At 62.1% G+C, this 14354-nt stretch carries 14 protein-coding genes; 10 read left to right on the forward strand and 4 right to left on the reverse strand.

Features of this window, described 5'->3' with window-relative positions; all coding sequences use genetic code 11:
- Positions 1-12: 12 nt before the first annotated feature.
- The 8 genes from cobU to N8H74_RS21165 all read left to right on the forward strand — a co-directional run bounded on the left by cobU (position 13) and on the right by N8H74_RS21165 (position 5424).
- Positions 13-534, forward strand: coding sequence for a bifunctional adenosylcobinamide kinase/adenosylcobinamide-phosphate guanylyltransferase (gene cobU / locus N8H74_RS21130; RefSeq protein ID WP_262149990.1), 522 nt, complete (start codon positions 13-15; stop codon positions 532-534).
- Positions 531-1586: a nicotinate-nucleotide--dimethylbenzimidazole phosphoribosyltransferase gene (gene cobT / locus N8H74_RS21135; protein WP_262149991.1), complete on the forward strand. Its 1056-nt coding sequence runs from the start codon at positions 531-533 to the stop codon at positions 1584-1586. Before cobU ends, cobT begins: the two co-directional genes overlap by 4 nt.
- Complete coding sequence (gene cobC, locus N8H74_RS21140) at positions 1583-2158, forward strand: alpha-ribazole phosphatase family protein (RefSeq protein ID WP_262149993.1); 576 nt, start codon at positions 1583-1585, stop codon at positions 2156-2158. The genes cobT and cobC overlap by 4 nt, the downstream gene beginning before the upstream one ends.
- 1 nt (position 2159) lies before the next feature.
- Positions 2160-2891, forward strand: coding sequence for an adenosylcobinamide-GDP ribazoletransferase (locus N8H74_RS21145; RefSeq protein WP_262149995.1), 732 nt, complete (start codon positions 2160-2162; stop codon positions 2889-2891).
- Positions 2892-2996: 105 nt separating this feature from the next.
- Entirely contained in the window at positions 2997-3401 is a 405-nt protein-coding gene (locus tag N8H74_RS21150; protein ID WP_262149997.1) for a MarR family transcriptional regulator, read from the forward strand.
- A gap of 51 nt (positions 3402-3452) precedes the next feature.
- Positions 3453-4661: an MFS transporter gene (locus N8H74_RS21155; protein ID WP_217832076.1), complete on the forward strand. Its 1209-nt coding sequence runs from the start codon at positions 3453-3455 to the stop codon at positions 4659-4661.
- Positions 4658-4780: a hypothetical protein gene (locus tag N8H74_RS21160; protein WP_262150000.1), complete on the forward strand. Its 123-nt coding sequence runs from the start codon at positions 4658-4660 to the stop codon at positions 4778-4780. Before N8H74_RS21155 ends, N8H74_RS21160 begins: the two co-directional genes overlap by 4 nt.
- A gap of 83 nt (positions 4781-4863) precedes the next feature.
- Complete coding sequence (locus N8H74_RS21165; RefSeq protein ID WP_262150002.1) at positions 4864-5424, forward strand: glutathione peroxidase; 561 nt, start codon at positions 4864-4866, stop codon at positions 5422-5424.
- Between the two features lie 97 nt (positions 5425-5521).
- Here the strand turns inward: N8H74_RS21165 and N8H74_RS21170 are convergent, their stop codons facing one another.
- From N8H74_RS21170 to N8H74_RS21180, 3 genes are all read right to left on the reverse strand, one after another.
- Positions 5522-6793 (reverse strand): outer membrane protein transport protein, encoded by a 1272-nt coding sequence (locus tag N8H74_RS21170; protein ID WP_217832073.1) that lies wholly within the window; start codon positions 6791-6793, stop codon positions 5522-5524.
- 146 nt (positions 6794-6939) lie between these two features.
- Positions 6940-7422: a hypothetical protein gene (locus N8H74_RS21175; RefSeq protein ID WP_217832071.1), complete on the reverse strand. Its 483-nt coding sequence runs from the start codon at positions 7420-7422 to the stop codon at positions 6940-6942.
- A gap of 275 nt (positions 7423-7697) precedes the next feature.
- Positions 7698-7922, reverse strand: coding sequence for a hypothetical protein (locus N8H74_RS21180; RefSeq protein ID WP_007950419.1), 225 nt, complete (start codon positions 7920-7922; stop codon positions 7698-7700).
- Between the two features lie 961 nt (positions 7923-8883).
- On the opposite strand from N8H74_RS21180, the gene N8H74_RS21185 reads away from it, so the two are divergent.
- Positions 8884-9207 carry a sel1 repeat family protein gene (locus tag N8H74_RS21185; protein WP_217832070.1) on the forward strand — a complete coding sequence of 108 codons (324 nt, stop codon included), beginning with the start codon at positions 8884-8886 and terminating at the stop codon, positions 9205-9207.
- A 175-nt stretch (positions 9208-9382) separates the two neighbouring features.
- Positions 9383-10747 carry a DNA recombination protein RmuC gene (rmuC, locus tag N8H74_RS21190; protein ID WP_262150033.1) on the forward strand — a complete coding sequence of 455 codons (1365 nt, stop codon included), beginning with the start codon at positions 9383-9385 and terminating at the stop codon, positions 10745-10747.
- A 90-nt stretch (positions 10748-10837) separates the two neighbouring features.
- Here the strand turns inward: rmuC and N8H74_RS21195 are convergent, their stop codons facing one another.
- Positions 10838-14308, reverse strand: coding sequence for a hybrid sensor histidine kinase/response regulator (locus N8H74_RS21195; RefSeq protein ID WP_262150006.1), 3471 nt, complete (start codon positions 14306-14308; stop codon positions 10838-10840).
- Positions 14309-14354: the final 46 nt, after the last annotated feature.

Here is a 14354-nt window from a genome sequence, read left to right on the forward strand (position 1 = left end):
CAGGATGTCCTCATGCTGCAACTGATCCTCGGCGGCGCCCGCTCCGGCAAAAGTCGCCTGGCCGAAAAACTCGCCAGCGACAGCGCGCTGGCCGTGACCTACATCGCCACCAGCCAACCGCTGGACGGTGAAATGAATGAGCGCGTGGCCCATCACCGCGCCCGGCGTCCGGCCGAATGGGCGTTGATCGAAGAGCCCCTCGAACTGGCCCGAGTGCTGCGGCAGAACGCCAGCGCCGAGCGTTGCCTGCTGGTGGATTGCCTGACCCTGTGGCTGACCAATCTGCTGATGCTCGACGATGCCGAGCGCCTTGCCGCCGAGCGTGAAGCTCTGTTGGACTGCCTGGCCGGGTTGCCGGGTGAAATCATTTTTGTCAGCAACGAGACCGGAATGGGTGTCGTGCCGCTGGGCGAATTGACTCGCCGCTACGTCGATGAAGCCGGTTGGCTGCATCAAGCTCTGGCCGAGCGTTTTCAGCGCGTTGTCCTGACCGTCGCCGGCCTGCCCCTGACTCTGAAAGGACCTGCGTTATGACCCAAGCGTGGTGGTTGAACCCCTGCAAACCCGTGAACAGTGACGCCGTTGCAAACGCCGCCGCGCGACAACAGCAATTGACCAAACCGGCCGGCTCTCTCGGGAGACTGGAGACGGTCGCGGTGCAATTGGCCGGGTTGCAGGGCCAGCTCAAGCCGCGGCTGGACCAGCTGTGGATTGCGATTTTCGCTGGCGATCACGGCGTAGTAGCCGAAGGTGTGTCGGCGTTTCCCCAGGAAGTCACCGGGCAGATGCTGCTGAATTTTGTCAGCGGTGGCGCGGCGATCAGCGTGCTGGCCCGGCAACTCGGCGCGCAGCTTGAAGTGGTGGATCTGGGCACCGTGACCCCGACGCTGAGCCTGCCGGGTGTGCGTCACCTGTACATCGGCGCCGGCACGGCGAATTTCGTTCAGGGCTCGGCGATGACCCGGGCGCAGGGTGAACTGGCCTTGCAGGCCGGTCGTGACAGTGTATTGCGGGCGCAAGCGGCCGGCGCGCAATTGTTCATCGGCGGCGAAATGGGCATCGGCAACACCACCGCCGCCAGTGCGCTCGCCTGTGCCTTGCTCGATTGCCCGGTGGCGCATCTGACCGGTCCGGGCACCGGCCTGAATGCCGAAGGCGTCAGCCACAAGGCGCAGGTGATCGAACGCGCGCTGGCCCTGCACGCGGCGCAGCGTGGCGATGCGTTGCAGACCCTGTTCAACCTCGGCGGTTTCGAGATCGCGGCGCTGGTCGGTGCGTATCTGGCCTGCGCCCAGGAAGGCATCGCGGTGTTGGTGGACGGTTTTATCTGTACGGTCGCCGCGCTGGTGGCGGTGCGTCTGAATCCGCAATGTCGCGAGTGGCTGCTGTTCGGGCATCGGGGCGCCGAGCCGGGCCATCGCCATGTGCTGGAAACGCTGAAGGCCGAACCGCTGCTGGAGCTCGGTCTGCGTCTGGGCGAGGGCAGTGGTGCGGCGCTGGCCGTGCCGTTGTTGCGTCTGGCCTGCGACCTGCACGGGCAGATGGCGACATTCGCCGAAGCAGCGGTGGCGGATCGTCCGGCATGACATTGCGCCTGGATTTGCTGCGTCACGGTGAAACCGAACTGGGTGGCGGCTTGCGCGGCAGTCTCGACGACGCGCTGACTGAAAACGGCTGGGCGCAGATGCGCGCGGCGGTACTCGAACAGGGGCCGTGGGATCGTCTGGTCAGTTCGCCGTTGCAACGTTGCGCGCGGTTTGCCGAACAGCTCGGCGCGCAGCTGGGTGTGCCGGTGACTCACGACAAACAACTGCAAGAACTGCATTTTGGCGCCTGGGAAGGGCAAAGCGCAGCGGCGCTGATGAACACCGACGCCGAGGCGCTGGGGTTGTTCTGGGCGGACCCTTACGCGTTCACGCCGCCCCAGGGCGAGCCGGTGGCCGATTTCTCCGCTCGCGTGCTGGACGCGATTGAGCGACTGCATTCGGCCTATGCCGGTGAGCGTGTGCTGTTGATCAGTCACGGCGGGGTCATGCGTTTGTTGCTGGCGCGGGCTCGGGGGTTGCCGCGTGAGCAATTGCTCAACGTCGAGGTCGGCCATGGCGGACTGTTTTCGCTGATCGTCGAAGCCGATGGTTCGCTCAAGGAGATCGGCTGAGATGCTGCCGCTGTGGATCGCCCTGCAATTTCTCAGCAGTCTGCCGATTCGTCTGCCGGGGATGCCCGAGCCTGAGCAACTCGGGCGCTCGCTGCTGTTTTATCCGCTGGTGGGATTGCTGTTCGGCGTGATCCTCTGGGGCGCGAACCTGGCGCTGTCCGGTGCGCCATTGCTGCTGCATGGGGCGCTGTTGCTGACGTTGTGGGTGCTGCTCAGCGGCGCGCTGCACCTGGATGGGCTGGCGGACAGCGCCGATGCCTGGCTCGGCGGTTTTGGCGACCGCGAGCGCACGCTGACGATCATGAAAGATCCGCGCAGCGGGCCGATCGCGGTGGTGACGCTGGGGTTGGTGTTGTTGCTCAAATTCACTGCGTTGCTGGCGTTGATCGAACAGCAACAAGGTCTGACGCTGATTATCGTGCCGCTGATCGGGCGTGCGGCGCTGCTCGGATTGTTCCTGACCACACCTTACGTGCGGGCCGGTGGGTTGGGCCAGGCGCTGGCCGATCATCTGCCGCGCAAGGCCGGCTGGCAGGTGTTGGTGGTCAGTGCGCTGGGGTGTCTGGTGATTGCCGGGTTCAATGGCGCAGTGGCTTTGCTGGTGGCGGTCGGCGGATTTGTCTGGTTGCGGCAGGTGATGTTGCGGCGACTGGGCGGAACGACGGGCGACACGGCGGGGGCATTGCTGGAATTGCTGGAGATGGCGGTGCTGGTTGGCTTGGCGTTGGTCTGAGCGATTACCGGTGAATGATCCGGCGCCTTCGCGGGCACTCAAGATGTCACTGAACAAATTCATCTGTAACTTGATTTAACACAGTCGCGGGTATATACACGCATCATGCTTCCTTCTCAGTGTTTATGCACCAACCTGCGTCGCGCCGCTCGTGGCGTCAGCAGGCATTACGACGGCGCCCTCGATGGCTTCGGGATCAACGTTGCCCAGTATTCTTTGCTGTGCAACCTGCAGCGTCTGGATCAACCGAGCATTTCCGAACTGGCCGAGGCGATGGGCCTGGATCGCAGTACCCTGGGGCGCAACCTGCGGGTGCTGGAGGGAGAAGGGCTGGTGACGCTGGCCGAGGGTGCGGACATGCGCAACCGCATCGTCCGGCTCACCGAAACCGGAACCCAACGCCTGGCGGCTGCCCTGCCGGCCTGGGAAGCGGCGCAGCAGCGGTTGATCGACCGCCTGGGCGCCGAGAAGCGTGAAACCTTGCTGAAACTGTTGGATGAACTGGCTTGACGCCAGTTTTTCCGGATTTAAGCGGGTATATACCCGCGACGGAGAATAACAATGAGTTCGATGTGGCGTACGTGCGGTTGGGTGTTGCTGGGGAGTGCGCTGATTCTGGCGTTGTCGTTGGGCGTGCGGCACGGCTTCGGGCTATTTCTGTCGCCGATGAGCGCGCAGTTCGGCTGGGGGCGTGAGGTTTTCGCCTTCGCCATTGCCTTGCAGAACCTGATCTGGGGCCTGGCGCAGCCGTTCACTGGTGCGTTGGCCGACCGCTTCGGCGCGGCCAGGGTGGTGTTGATCGGTGGTGTGCTGTACGCCCTCGGTCTGGTGTTCATGGGGCTGTCCGATTCGGCACTGACGTTGTCCCTGAGCGCCGGTTTGCTGATCGGCATCGGCCTGTCCGGCACCTCTTTCTCGGTGATCCTCGGCGTGGTCGGTCGCGCCGTACCGCCGGAGAAACGCAGCATGGGCATGGGCATTGCCAGCGCTGCCGGCTCGTTTGGCCAGTTCGCCATGCTGCCCGGCACGCTCGGGTTGATCGGCTGGCTGGGCTGGTCGGCGGCGTTGCTGGTGCTGGGTCTGCTGGTGGCGATGATCGTGCCGCTGGTGAGCATGCTCAAGGACAAACCGCTGCCGGCGCTCGGTCACGAGCAGACCCTGTCCGAAGCCCTGCGTGAGGCCTGCTCGCATTCCGGGTTCTGGCTGCTGGCGTTCGGCTTCTTCGTCTGTGGTTTTCAGGTGGTGTTCATCGGCGTGCATCTGCCGGCGTACCTGGTCGATCAGCACTTGCCCGCCACGGTCGGCACCACCGTGCTGGCGTTGATCGGGCTGTTCAACATCTTCGGCACTTACACCGCCGGATGGCTCGGCGGGCGGATGTCCAAGCCGCGCCTGCTGACCGCGCTGTACCTGCTGCGGGCGGTGGTGATTGCGCTGTTCCTGTGGCTGCCGGTGACCACCACGTCGGCCTACCTGTTCGGCATGGCCATGGGTTTCCTGTGGCTGTCGACGGTGCCGTTGACCAACGGTACGGTGGCGACCTTGTTTGGCGTGCGCAACCTGTCCATGCTCGGCGGTATCGTGTTTCTGTTCCATCAGCTCGGCTCGTTCCTCGGCGGCTGGCTGGGCGGAGTGGTGTATGACCGTACCGGGAGTTATGACTTGATCTGGCAAGTGGCGATTCTGCTGAGCCTGTTGGCGGCCGCGTTGAACTGGCCGGTGCGCGAGCGTCCGGTCGAGCGCCTGCAAACCCGTGCGAGCGCCGCGTGAATCGCCTTTGGCCACAGATCGCCCTCACCGCACTTGGCGCTGCCTTGCTGGCGCTGGTGTGGTGGGGCTGGCATCAGGGCGGGCTTGCGATGATGCAGTTGGGGCTTGGTTCCTGTTAGGGGCCGTTTGCCGGAACGCCGCTTGCTAGATGGTCGGCATGGCGAGTAACGTCAAGGTCTGACGACTTTCAAGGATGCCCGACATGCTGAAGCGCTGGTGTGCTGTTCCCGCGTTGCTGATGGCGTTGACCGGACTGGCCCAGGCCGCCGACTGTCCGGAGCTGCTGCAAGGCTCGTTGCCCAAATTGCGCGCTAAGGAATCCATCGACCTCTGCCAGCGTTACGCTGACAAGCCGCTGGTGGTGATCAACACCGCCAGCTTCTGTGGTTTCGCCCCGCAGTTCGAAGGCCTGGAGGCGCTCAATCAGCGCTACAAGGCGCAAGGGCTGGAAATGCTCGGCGTGCCGTCGAATGACTTCAAGCAAGAGTCCAAGGACAGCGCGGAGACCGCCAAGGTCTGCTACGCCAACTACGGCGTGACGTTCACCATGACCGAGCCGCAGAAAGTCCGTGGCGACGGCGCCACCCACCTGTTCCAGGTGCTGGCCGCCCAGAGCAGCGCGCCGAAGTGGAATTTCTACAAATACGTGGTCGATCGCCAGGGCAAGTTGATCGCCAACTTCTCCAGCCTAACCAAACCCGACGATCCGGAATTTGTGGCGGCGATTGAAAAGGCGATTGCCTCAAACCCCCTGGCTGAATGAGCTGTCTTGCGCACTAAATGGCAGGCATGAAAAAGCCCCGCGTCCACAAGGACAGCGGGGCTTTTTGTGGGCGAGGGATTAGCCTCGCCGTGCAGCATCAGAAGCGGTAGGTCGCGCCGACACCGAAACCGTTCGCCGAGTTTTCATACTTGGCGTCGTAGCTCTGGCCACGATCGTTTTCGTTGCGAATCTTGACCGACTCTTCCTTCAGGTACGAGTAGGCAACATCGATGGTCAGGTCGTCGGTCGGGCTCCAGCCGGCACCGATGCTGAAGATGGTCCGGTCGCCGGTAGGAATGCGTGGCGAACGGTCGACGTTGTTGGTCGGCGACTGGTCAAAGGTCAGACCGGTACGCAGTACCCATTCCTTGTTCAACTGGTACGACGTACCCACGGCGTAGGCCCACGAGTCGTGCCAGTTCTGGTCTTCGGTGATTTCGCCGAACTGACCGGCCAGCAGAGGCTGCACACCAGAGTTCTTGACGGTGATCTTCTCCAGCTGGCTCCAGCGGGTCCAGGTAGTACCGGCGTAGACGTTCCACTGATCGTTGATGGCCTGGGTCACCGAGAAGTCCACGGATTCAGGTGTGGTGATCTTCAGCGACGCGTCGTACTTCTGGCTTGCGCCCAGACCGACGGCAGCGAGTGCGCCGTAGTTGACCTTGGTGTTGCCTTCGAGCTTATAGTCGACTTTCGAGTGATAGGTCAGACCCAGGCGAGTGGTGTCGGTGGCCTGCACCAGCACGCCGATGTTGTAGCCCAGTGCGGTGTCGTCACCCTTGATCTTGACCTTGCCGTCCGGCAGCGCCTGAGTGATCGACAGGTTGGATTCCAGCGAACCGTCGATGCGGTTGATGGTCGGGCCAAAGCCGATCGACACGACGTCGTTGAACTTGTAGCTGACAGTCGGCTGGAAGGTGATGACCTGCACTTCGGATTTGCTGCCGAAGTAACGGCCGGCAAAGCCGTTTTCATAATCGGTAATCAGGCCGAACGGCACGTATACGCCGAGGCCGAATGCCCAATGCTCATCGATCGGTTTGACGTAGAAGCCCATAGGTACGGAGGTGAAGGGCACCATGTCGCCTTTGTTGCTGCCGCCGTTCGGGCTGGAGCTGGCGTCGCTGATATCGGTCTTGGCATCGAGGAATGCAACACCGCCAGTGACCTGTTCGCGGGTGAGGCGCGACATGCCGGCAGGGTTGCCGTAAACAGTGCTTGCGTCGTCGGCAGAAGAAGATCGCCCGGCGTACCCAGTTCCCATCCCGCTGATGCTGTGTTCGTTGATGGCAAAGCCAGCTGCGAAGATCTGGGTGGATGCCATGGTAACGGCGAGGCTAAGGGTGGTTTTGAGCATGACTTTTTTCATTATTAGAACTCCTGGTGATCACCGGGGCGAAAATTACCAACATTTTCGTCCGGGCGCTATAGTCCGTATGGCTTGAGTTAGAGCGGTTTTGTAGGACAATCCGACCAGATTCGCGACCTGTTGGCCGATCTTGCGAAACCGGTGGGTCAGCATGCGACCTGATTCAGCGGTGAAACACAGGTCTGCCAGGCGTAGGTGAAGTCGCGCAGACGACCCTGGGGCTGGAAGGTCTGGCGCCAGATTCGGGCCATCCCCAGCAGATCGTCGGGGTCGGGGAGGGTGGGGTTCTGTTCTTCCACCAGCAACCAGGCAATGGCCGTGGCGTAGCGCAGGTTGACGGTCAGTTCCAGGTGCGGGCCGCTGAGGAATGCATGCTGGCTGGCCAGGCCTCGCACCAGGCTGGCACGCTCCGGGTCCAGCGCCAGGTAGTGATCCCACAAGGCCTGATGGCGATGTTCGGCGATCCGGTACAGGCCGTGGCCACGGCGATCGTGCAGGGCGGAACCCAGGGCTGACTGGCTGGCGGCAATGCCCAGCAGCAGGGATTCGGCGGTTGCGCAGTGACGTCCCAGGTACAGCAGCGTCGGACGGATCACATAGCGGCACAGTTCGCTGGCAGCGATACCCATAAAACCCTCGAAACGCGAAGTGGGCGACGGGCCTGAAGGGGGTGCTTGGCAGCAGTGAATCGACTCAGGCCCGCCGGAAGCGGATCACGCCGCTTGAGTTGAAGTGTAGTGTCATATTCGCGACGTAAAGGCCTGTTTTTAAAATATTTCCGGGCGGCAGTTATAACCGTTATACCGGAAGGTGCTTAAGCGTGACCGGCAAAAAGGGAAATATCGGGCAATAAAAAGCCCCGCGTTTCAAGCGGGGCTCGTACTTTTGCGGCCATTTCAGCTGCTCAGGCGATCAATGCCTGACGGGTGCGATCGATCACGGCCTGCAGCGGTTCGGCGCTGGAGTATTGATCGGGGTACAGACGCTCGCTGTGGCGGGCGATCCCGTGTTCATTGACCACGGTGAAGCTGAAGCAGCCTTTGCGAGCGGCCATGATGAGGCAGTTCATTGGAGCAAAAGCGTTGGTGAGGGTGCGAATGGCATCCTGAGTCTGGATTTGAGTAGACATAGTTATTAGGTGTTCCTACAAATGACACGGTTAAGAACCGTGCAACGTTAAAACGTTCCAGTAACGTCGACCACCGTTGGTCGAACGAAGAACCCGACTGGAACAAAGCAGCCAGTTGAAGCGCTGATAAGTTGGCGCGCTTGGGCTGGCAGGTAGGTACTTAGGAGGACAGGCAGCACATCGAGGGCAGAGGTTCTGGCCCGGGGTGAAGATCCTGATCAATCTGCAGGTTGGTTCGGTCAGAGTAAGTGTTCTTCGCAACACCCTTCGCAATCATTCGAAGGCAGTGTTGACGCAAGATTTACCTGGAAACCATCGAGGGGTCGTTCCCGCTGTTGTCGGTGAGGGCTTCTGTGACAGAAGGCTGACCGTGGGGATGTATGCGACCGGAATTGACTTTCAGCTTGGTACTAACGGCGCGGATACTAACGGAACCTGACAGCGAACGCAAACGGCAATGCAAAAAATCTCGAATCGCTGGATCGACCTCGCTCTGGACGCGGCCGGCGCCCTGTCATGGATCGAGATCCGACCGTTGGTCGTCCGCCCAATCCGCATGGAGACGCAGACCGCGAGCGGTTATCCCCAACCTCAGCGTCAAAAACGACCCGAAAAGGCGCATCGATATAACTGCGTAACAGGTACTTGTGCACATTAGTTGCGCAGACTGTAACGGCGCTGTCATGTCGAACCTGACCCCGGTCGCTGCCTGTATCAAAAGTTTAAGTCAATGAAAAACATCGCTTTTTTTAACTGGTGAAAAAATCGTCAGTTTGACTGCGAGCCCCATTCCATAAGGCTTTGCGCGGGTTGGAAGGCGGTTGTCCACTGAGTTATCCACAGCTTCTGTGGATTGTCCCTAGCGCTTGCTCTAGCACGGGCGTGCCGGGTTTTTTTCGACTTTACCTGAGCGAAAAAAAGAGTAGAGTGGCGCGCCTTCCGATTTGCCCTACAGTGCTTTATGAAGTTTCGCTCAGTATCAGACGCTGTTACCTCGCAACCTCCTGGTGTTACCGCTCCCAAACGATTTTCCGTACGCGTGGCCGAATGGCTACTGGACAGTCCGCGTCTGGGCACCAACCAAAATGCCAAGCATCTGGCCGGCCGCCTGCTCAAGCAACCGGCCCGGGAAGGTGTGGTCGCCGCGCAAAGCCGTCTCGGTCAATTGATGTGTCGAGAATGCGGTAATGCCCGGGATCGTCGCATCGGCCAGGATCTGCTGCGCCAGGCCGCCCGTGCCGGCGATCGTCGCGCGCAACAGGAACTCGGCCTGATCGAAGACTGAGCTGTCCAAGGCCTGACGCCTTGGTTAACCTTCAGGTTTTATCGGATCGGCAGGAATCTCTATGGCGATGGACTTGACCAGCATCTTGCTCGGTCTGGCAGGTGCGGCGCTGCCGTTGCTGGTGCTGGCCTGGCAGTTGCAGCGCCGGGCTGGCAACGCACAGGCTGACGTCGCGCTGCTGGAGGAACGCCTGGCCATGGCACAAATGGCCCAGGACGGTCTCAACGCTCAACTTGAAGCCAGCCGCGATGAAGTCGCCGATCTCGGCCAGGCCAATGCCGCCAAACAGGCTGATCTCGCTGCGTTGCGCCGCGAAGTCGAACTGCTGCAAATCGAGCGCGACGACGCCCGTGATGCCGCCCACGCGTGGAATCTCGAACGCGCCAACAAGGAAGCCGAACTGCGGCGCCTGGACGCCCAAGCGGCCTCGTTGAATGCCGAGCTGCGCGAGCAACAGGAAAGCCACCAGCAACGCCTCAACGACCTGCAAGGCTCCCGTGATGAGTTGCGCGCACAATTCGCTGAGCTGGCGGGGAAGATTTTCGACGAGCGCGAGCAGCGTTTCGCCGAGACCAGCCAGCAGCGCCTCGGCCAGTTGCTCGACCCGTTGAAAGAGCGCATCCAGTCCTTCGAAAAGCGCGTCGAGGAAAGCTATCAGGCCGAAGCCCGCGAGCGTTTCTCCCTGGCCAAAGAGCTGGAGCGGCTGCAGCAATTGAACCTGCGCCTGAGCGACGAAGCCACCAACCTGACCCGCGCCCTCAAGGGCCAGAAGACCCAGGGCAACTGGGGCGAACTGATTCTGGAGCGGGTGCTGGAGCATGCCGGCCTGGAGAAGGGCCGCGAGTATCAGACGCAGGTCAACCTCAAAGGCCCGGACGGCGAGCGTTTCCAGCCGGACGTGATCATTTACCTGCCAGGCGACAAGCAAGTGGTGGTCGATTCCAAGGTCAGCCTCACGGCCTATCAGCAATTCGTTGCCGCCGACGACGATGCGCTGGGCCAGATTGCGATGAAACAACATGTGCTGTCCCTGCGCAGCCACGTCAAAGGCCTGGCCGGCAAGGACTACAAGCGCCTGGAAGGCTTGCACAGCCTGGATTTCGTCTTGCTGTTCGTGCCGATAGAAGCGGCGTTTTCCGCCGCGCTGCAAGCCGAACCGACGCTGTTTCAGGAAGCCTTCGACCGCAACATTGTGATCGTCAGCCCGACCACGCTGCTGGCGACCCTGCGGGTGATCGACAGTCTGTGGAAGCAGGAACGTCAGAGCCAGAATGCCCGGGAAATCGCCGAGCGCGCCGGGTGGCTGTACGACAAGTTCGTGCTGTTCATTCAGGATCTGGACGAGGTCGGCAATCGCCTGCAGCAATTGGACAAAGCCTACAGCTCGGCGCGAAACAAACTGACAGAAGGGCGGGGCAACCTTGTCAGTCGCAGCGAGCAGCTCAAATTGCTGGGCGCACGGGCGAGCAAAAGCCTGCCGGCGGATTTGCTGGAGCGGGCGATGACCGACGCCGACGGATTGGTTGAGTTGCCTGAGTAGCCGCCAGCAACCTCATTCCCACAAGAACACCAGGGTTCAATGTGGGAGCGGGCTTGCGCGCGAAGGCGTCTTTGAATACCGGCACAACTCTCAAAGCTGCAAATATCGGCTCAACAACGCCCGCAACGCCGCCGGTTTCACTGGTTTGCCCAGATAGTCCAGCCCCGCCGCATGCACCTGCGCCACGGTTTCCGGATGACCGTCGGCGCTGATCACCACCCCCGGCACCGGTTCACCCAGACGAGTGCGCAACCACGCCATCAGATCGGTGCCGGTTTCGCCGTGATCGAGGTGGTAATCCACCAGCGCCAGTTGCGGACGCATGCCATCGTCGAGCAGCGCCTCGCATTCCTCGCGATTGCGCGCCGTCCACACCTGACAGCCCCAACGGGTCAGCAGGCTGTTCATGCCGATCAGAATGCTGTCCTCGTTGTCGATGCACAGCACCTGCGCGCCGCCGAGCAACTTGCCATTGACCTCGGTCGCCGCGCTCGGCTGCACAGTCTGCGCGCGGGCCAGCGGCACACTGACACTGAATACGCTGCCGTGTCCCGGCCATGAGCGCACGCGCAGGGTGTGGCCCAATACCCGGCACAAGCCGTCGGCAATCGCCAGACCCAGCCCCAGGCCTTTTTCGGCGTGGGTCTGATGGCTGTCGAGGCGTTTGAATTCCTCGAAAATCACCTTCTGTTTATCTTCCGGAATGCCCGGCCCGCGATCCCACACCTCCAGCGAGACTTCGCCGTGGCGCCGACGGATGCCCAGCAGAACCGGCCCTTTGGCGTAGCGGAAGGCGTTGGTGAGGAAGTTCTGCAGAATCCGCCGCAGCAACTTGATGTCACTGTCGACGCGTAACTGGCTGCCGCGCACGCGGAAGCTCAAGCCCTGTTCCTGCGCCAGCGCCTTGAATTCGGCGCCGAGAATATCGAACAGCTCATTGACCGCGAACGGCTTGCAATCCGGGTTGATCTTGCCGTTTTCCAGGCGGGAAATGTCCAGCAGATCGCTGATCAGATCCTCGGCCGAGCGCAGCGAGCTATCGAGATGCTGCACCAGTTTCTGTGCCTCGCCGCTCAAACCGTCGTCCTGATGAGAGAGCGCGGCGGAGAACAGCCGCGCGGCGTTCAGCGGTTGCATCAGGTCGTGGCTGACCGCGGCCAGAAAGCGGGTTTTCGACTGGTTCGCCGCTTCGGCATTGCCCTTGGCTTCGGTCAGCGCGACGTTGAGTTGCGACAACTCGTGGGTACGTTCGCTGACGCGCTGTTCCAGCCCTTCATTGGCCTCGGTCAGGGCCTGTTCGGCTTCGCGGAACGCGGTGATGTCGGTGAAACTCATGACGAAGCCACCGCCGGGCATCGGGTTGCCGATCAGCTCGATCACCCGGCCATTGGGGAACAGCCGTTCAGAGGTGTGGGCACGGCCCTGACGCATCCAGTGCAGGCGTCGGGCGACGTGCACTTCCGCTTCACCGGGGCCGCAGAGGCCGCGTTCGGCGTTGTGGCGAATGATGTCGGCAATCGGCCGGCCGACGCTGATCAGGCCATCCGGGTAATTGAACAGTTCCAGATAACGACGGTTCCAGGCCACCAGCCGCAAAGACTGGTCGACCACGCTGATGCCCTGGGTGATGTTTTCGATGGCGCCCTGCAGCAGGGCGCGGTTGAACTGCAGCACCTCCGACGCCTCGTCGGCGATCCGGACGACGTCCTCCAACTGCATTTCCCGACCTTCGATGGCGGCTTTTACTACAGCTCGTGTCGACGAAGCGCCGAGGACACCGGCCAGCAAACGTTCGGTGTGGGCGATCCATTCGCCATCGGCGTTCTGGTTCGGGTTGAAGCCCTTACCCTGGCGATAGGCGAAACGGATGAAGCTCTGCCGCGCGCGTTCTTCACCGACAAACCGTGCGGCCAGTTGCAGCAGGTCGTCGATCTGCACCGCCAGCATCGAACGTGCGCTGGGCCGCGCGCTGATTTCCTGGCCGATGAAACGCCCGGCCTGCCAGTGCTCCGAGACGCGGGTGCGGGACAACACCGAAACCCAGGCGAACAAGGTGAAGTTGCCCGCCAGCGACAGCACCACGCCCTGGGTCAGCGGGGTGATCGGCAGGTTCAGCGGGTTGCTGTGCAGCCAGGCGAGCCCGGGGAAGCCGTCCAGCGACCAGCCGAGGCTGCGGGCGGCAATCGGCAGGATCAAGGTGTAGAACCACAGGAACGTGCCGGCGGCGAGGCCGGCGAACACACCGCGTCGGTTGGCCTGTTTCCAGTACAGCGCACCGAGCATCGCCGGGGCCAGTTGGGTCACTGCCGCGAAGGCGATCTGGCCGATGGTGGCCAGGCTCGCCGTCGAACCGAGCAAACGGTAGGCGACGTAAGCGAGCAACAGAATCGCCACGATGCTGACCCGGCGCACCGAGAGCATCCACTGGCGGAACACCTCGAACGGGCGCTCGGCGTTGTTGCGGCGCAACAGCCACGGCAACAGCATGTCGTTGGAAACCATGGTCGACAGTGCCACGCTGGCGACGATCACCATGCCGGTGGCCGCCGATGCACCGCCAATGAAGGCCAGCATCGCCAGCGCCGGATGGGCCTGGGCCAGCGGCAGGCTGATGACGAACGAGTCGGGAAGCACCGAGCCTGGCAGCATCATCTGACCGGCAAGGGCGATCGGGACGACAAACAGCGCCGCCAGGGCGAGGTAGGCCGGAAACACCCACTTCGCCAGACGCAGGTCCTGCGGATCGATGTTCTCCACCACGGTGACGTGGAATTGCCGGGGCAGGCAGATGATCGCCATCATCGCCACCCCGGTCTGCACCACCATCGACGGCCAGTTGATGGTTTCCTTCCAGTATTCCTCCAGGCGCGGCGCGAGCATCGCTTGATTGAACAGGTCGTCGAAGCCGTCATACAAGCCGTAGGTGACGAATGCTCCGACGGCGAGAAAGGCAAACAGCTTCACCAGCGACTCAAAGGCAATCGCCAGCACCATGCCTCGGTGGTGTTCGGTGGCGTCGAGATTGCGCGTGCCGAAAACGATGGTGAACAGCGCCAGCACCAGCGACACGATCAGCGCCGTGTCCTGGGCGCGGGTGCCCATGGCATCGGCGCCGGCACCGATCAGCAGGTTCACCCCGAGCACGATGCCTTTGAGTTGCAGGGCGATGTACGGCAGGACGCCGACCAGGCAAATCAGCGCGACCACCACCGCCAGGGTTTGCGATTTGCCGTAACGGGCGGCAATGAAGTCGGCGATGGAGGTGATGTTCTCCTGCTTGCTGATCATCACCATTTTTTGCAGGACCCACGGCGCGCCCAGCAGCAACAGGATCGGCCCAAGGTAGATCGGCAGGAAGGACCAGAGTTGTTCGGCCGCCTGGCCCACCGCGCCGAAGAACGTCCAGCTGGTGCAGTAGACCGCCAGCGACAGGCTGTACACCCACGCGCGCATCCGTGGCGGCAGGGGTGTGCTGCGACGGTCGCCGTAGAAGGCGATGGCGAACATGATGGCCATATAGGCCAGGGCGACGACGGCAATCAGCCCGGTGGACAACGACATGGAGCACTCCCGACAAAATACGACCGGACTTGCGCCCGGTCAGACA

The organism is Pseudomonas sp. B2M1-30, from assembly GCF_025447575.1.
Taxonomy (GTDB): Bacteria; Pseudomonadota; Gammaproteobacteria; order Pseudomonadales; family Pseudomonadaceae; genus Aquipseudomonas; species Aquipseudomonas botevensis.